The 3933-nt window shown below is 41.8% G+C and carries 5 protein-coding genes; 2 read left to right on the top strand and 3 right to left on the bottom strand.

Annotation, left to right across the window (positions count from 1 at the left end; translation table 11 throughout):
* Positions 1-4: 4 nt before the first annotated feature.
* On the top strand, positions 5-781 hold the full coding sequence (locus VIM72_RS22645) for an alpha/beta hydrolase-fold protein (protein ID WP_332005095.1): 777 nt from the start codon (positions 5-7) through the stop codon (positions 779-781).
* Positions 782-866: 85 nt separating this feature from the next.
* Here the strand turns inward: VIM72_RS22645 and VIM72_RS22640 are convergent, their stop codons facing one another.
* Complete coding sequence (locus tag VIM72_RS22640) at positions 867-1733, bottom strand: SDR family oxidoreductase (protein ID WP_332005094.1); 867 nt, start codon at positions 1731-1733, stop codon at positions 867-869.
* A gap of 125 nt (positions 1734-1858) precedes the next feature.
* Here VIM72_RS22640 and VIM72_RS22635 point away from each other — a divergent pair, with 125 nt between their 5' ends.
* The gene (locus tag VIM72_RS22635) at positions 1859-2248 is read left to right on the top strand and encodes a helix-turn-helix domain-containing protein (RefSeq protein WP_332005093.1); all 390 of its coding nucleotides are present in this window, start codon (positions 1859-1861) and stop codon (positions 2246-2248) included.
* A 2-nt stretch (positions 2249-2250) separates the two neighbouring features.
* Here the strand turns inward: VIM72_RS22635 and VIM72_RS22630 are convergent, their stop codons facing one another.
* Together VIM72_RS22630 and VIM72_RS22625 are read right to left on the bottom strand one after the other, a co-directional pair.
* Positions 2251-2973, bottom strand: coding sequence for a LytTR family DNA-binding domain-containing protein (locus tag VIM72_RS22630; protein ID WP_332005092.1), 723 nt, complete (start codon positions 2971-2973; stop codon positions 2251-2253).
* Positions 2974-3042: 69 nt separating this feature from the next.
* Positions 3043-3933, bottom strand: an 891-nt coding sequence (locus tag VIM72_RS22625; protein ID WP_332005091.1) for a sensor histidine kinase, incomplete at its 5' end; no start/stop codon positions are given.

Here is a 3933-nt window from a genome sequence, read left to right as displayed (position 1 = left end):
GTTCATTGGTACGGAACTGATACCTTATATTGATGCCCACTACAAAACACAACCGTTTAAAATTTTTGCAGGGCATTCATTCGGCGGTATCACTACGATCAACTGCCTGCTAACGCAGCCGGATATGTTCGCCGCCTATATTGCCATAAGCCCATCTTTCTGGTGGGATAGAGGATATTTGCTTGACCTTGCTGATAAGCAGCTAAAAAATGACCGGATTAAAAATAAAATGATCTTTTACAGTGACGCCAACGAAGGAATGTCGGATAAATCCCGCTTTCATACAGATCTTTTGAAATTTGACACTATAATAAACCAAAAGAAGTTAACGGGCCTGGAACACAAATATGTTCACTATCCTGAGGACTCGCATATGACGGAACCCATAAAGGCTTATTATGACGCTTTACGATTCATTTTCCCGCAATGGGATCTGCCGGATATGGATCCAAAATTATTGACCCCCACCGTCGTAAAACAACATTATCAGCAACTGTCCAAACGGTATGGATATGTTATTACACCTTCAGAAGGAAATATTAACAACCTGGCCATGTATTTAATAACCCAGCAGGGAGCGATGGATAATGCAATAGGTTTACTTGAAATGAATACCCAAAACTATCCCGCCTCCCCTACTGCCTTTAGCCAGTTAGGCGATGGATACCTGAAAAAAGGGGATCGTTCAAAGGCGGCTATTTGTTACAGGAAGGCGCTGGAGTTAAATCCGGGGCTGGAGAATGTAAAAGCTAAACTAGCGGGGATTTCGGGGAGCAGGTAGTGGTTTTACATAATTAAAAAACAGCGCCACGCGATTAATGCATGGCGCTGTTTTTAATTATGGCAACGCCATTTTTATCCTGCTGTTACCCACCAAAATACGCCCGTTGTAAATACGTATCCAACCCGGTAGGTTTTCTGCCCAACAAACTTTCCAACTCATTACCCGGAAGCGTAAAATCTCCATTACGCATAGCCGCCGAAAACAAGGAAGCTGCCCGGATCCTTAGTTCCGGTAAGCCGGCAGCCTTGAGAGAATCGATATAATCCTCGTGCCCAAGGCTGGTATACGAAACCTCCTTTCCGGCTAATGCGGATAAAATATCCGCCATGTCCTGGAAAGACCAGGCAGTTTCATTGGCAATATTATAGCTCCTGTTTTCATGGCCCCGGCTGGTGAGTATATTCGCATTAGCTTCCCCCATCTCATCACGGAGAGCAAACGGTATACGACCCTCACCAGCGGGAAAAACGATACCTTTCTCCAGCACCTGGTTTCCCAGGTAGAATGGAATCATCTCGGCATATAGGTTATGGCGCATAAATGTATAATTCATACCACTTGCCTTCAGGTAATCTTCCGTCAGAAAGTGGTCTTTCATATGGCCGTGTAAAACGGAGGCAGTTGGATTCTTAATACTAACGCCAGTATATACCAGGTGCCCAACGCCATTTGCCGCTGCGGCATCGATCACATTTTTGTGTTGGCTTAACCGGTCGTTATAATCATTTGTACTGACCAGTAATATCTTATCTACATTTCTGAAGGCGGCAGATAAAGACGCCGGATGATGGTAGTCGCCTACGCGGATAGCTATGCCATATTCCTTTAGCTTAATAGCTTTTGCTTCATCCCGAACCAGGGCACTGATCTGATCCGCAGGTACTCTTTTCAATAAATGCCGGATGACCGAACCACCCAAATGCCCGGTAGCTCCTGTTACTAAAATCATTGATTTACATTTTTGGTATTTAAGTGGGTAAAATTAGAGCAGGGCAGATATAAAATCGTCCGGGGTTTCATGTAGGAAACCGGTTACAGGCGTGAAACCAGGTAAAAAAATAATAACTTTGAGGGATGGAAACAATTAAACAACCTTCAGATCTGATTGAGTGCGGGAAAACCGGGCTGATCGCGATCAGGGACACCATGGTATTGTTGTCTGGCAAATGGAAGATTCAAATCATAGGTTGCATGATGGTGTATGGCACTATGCGCTTTATGGATCTGAGACGGAAAGTGGAAGGGATTGCGGCCAAAATGCTTTCCAAAGAATTACAGGAACTGGAACAGAATAAATTAATCAGGCGTAATGTAATAAACTCACGGCTGGTAACGGTGGAATATGAGTTAACCGAACACGGTTTGAGCTTACTAAAGCTAATCACCGAAATCAGGGCCTGGGGATTAGCTCACCGTCAGCACCTTTTTCAAAATAATAGCGCAGGCCAACCTGCAAACACCTGAATTTATCTGCCCACAATCTTTTTCGTTACAAATTCATTGAAAAAGGAATCCCTGTAAATACTGCCGATAGGGATTTCGTTGGCTCCTATGTATACCGTGTTATTATCCACAGAGCCAATATGCTTAACATTGATAATATAGGATTTGCTCACTCTCACAAACATATCTTTGGGTAATTGATCGTAGATAGTTTTGATATTCATGGCCGTAATAACCTTCTGATTTTCGCTGTGCATCACCACATAATCTTTCAGGCCCTGGATAAACAGTATGCTATTGAAATAGACTTTAAAAATTCTCCGGTCTGCTTTTACAAAGAAAAAGTCGTCTGCTACCTGCTCGATATTGTTATTAGTGTAATCCGCCTTGAATAACTTGGAGTAGGTATGGGCTTTTTCAACAGCCTTCTTAAAACGCTCTGGTTTTACGGGTTTTATCAGGTAGTCGATCGCATCTACTTCGTAGCTGTCGGTAGCAAATTCAGAATAGGCGGTTGTAAAGATCACAAATGTTTCTTTCGGAATGGTTCGCGCAAATTCAATCCCGTTAATTCCCGGCATTTGTATGTCGAGAAAGATTAATTCAACTGTATTTTTTTCCATAAAACCTGCTACAGCTTCAGGACTATTGAACGAACCTACTAAAACCAAACCATCTGTTTGATTAATCAGCATTTCTATGGCTTCTCTTGCCAATGGTTCATCATCTACAATAATACAGTTCATAAGTCTATACGCTTTACTATATACCGAAATGAATTTCTTCTTTTACAACACCGGGATAAATTCCTCACTTCACAACTTGATGGTTAAAGTTACGGAATATCTTTCTGAGTCATCCTCAACATTCAACGTATGTGCTGCCGGGAACAAAAGTTCCAGTCTTCGCTTAACATTCGTCAACCCCAATCCGCCCGTATTGCTAACAGATTTAAGCGCCGGTTTGGAATTAACGCATTTAAAGAAGAGCTCATTGTTCCTCACGTCAAAATACAGGTTTACATAAGACGATTTTGCCGCATCATTATTATGCTTTACTGCATTCTCCACAAACGAAATAAACAGCAAAGGAGGAATTTGCACACCGCTCAGATCGCCCTCTTTTGAAATCAGGAAATCAAAGCTATCCCGCCTTATTTTCTCCAGATTTAAAAAATCTTCCAGGAAATGAATGTCCGAAGTCAGTAACACCTTATCTCTTGCGCTGTCATAAAGCTGGTAACGAAGTAAATCGCTCAGCTTCATTAAAACCTGCGAGGCCTTATCGGGATCTTTCTTCGTCAGCACATTGGCATTGTTCAGCATATTAAATAAAAAATGCGGGTTGATCTGGTTTTTCAACTGTTCCAGTTCTGCATAAGCTTTCGACTGCTTCAGCTCGTAGATCAATTGCTTATCGACCATTCCCCTCTGAAACAGTTTTATGGAAGAAGAAGCTGCTAACAGCAGCAAGGTAAGGAAGGAAAAAAGTGGAATATTCAGCCCGTTTTCTTTATTGAAAGGGTTGACAAAATAACCACAGATAGCCACTATCACTATGATGCCCATCACAGACAAACAGTATGCAATATTTTTATTCCTGAACAACAGCTTTGGCACCAGTATATACATATTCACATAGAATAATATAATAAAATATAAAAATACCGCTATCGGCTCGTCAATTACGGATCTGCTGTTATACAA

The organism is Chitinophaga sp. (assembly GCF_036569185.1).
Taxonomy (GTDB): domain Bacteria; phylum Bacteroidota; class Bacteroidia; order Chitinophagales; family Chitinophagaceae; genus Chitinophaga.
Note: the sequence above shows the minus strand (reverse complement) of the source record. Positions and strands in the feature narration are given on the sequence as shown.

What these genes read in the sequence shown, in the direction of transcription:
- VIM72_RS22630 (WP_332005092.1), bottom strand. Translation starts at nt 2,973, where the DNA reads ATGAACTGTATTATTGTAGATGATGAACCATTGGCAAGAGAAGCCATA.
- VIM72_RS22640 (WP_332005094.1), bottom strand. Translation starts at nt 1,733, where the DNA reads ATGATTTTAGTAACAGGAGCTACCGGGCATTTGGGTGGTTCGGTCATC.
- VIM72_RS22635 (WP_332005093.1), top strand. Translation starts at nt 1,859, where the DNA reads ATGGAAACAATTAAACAACCTTCAGATCTGATTGAGTGCGGGAAAACC.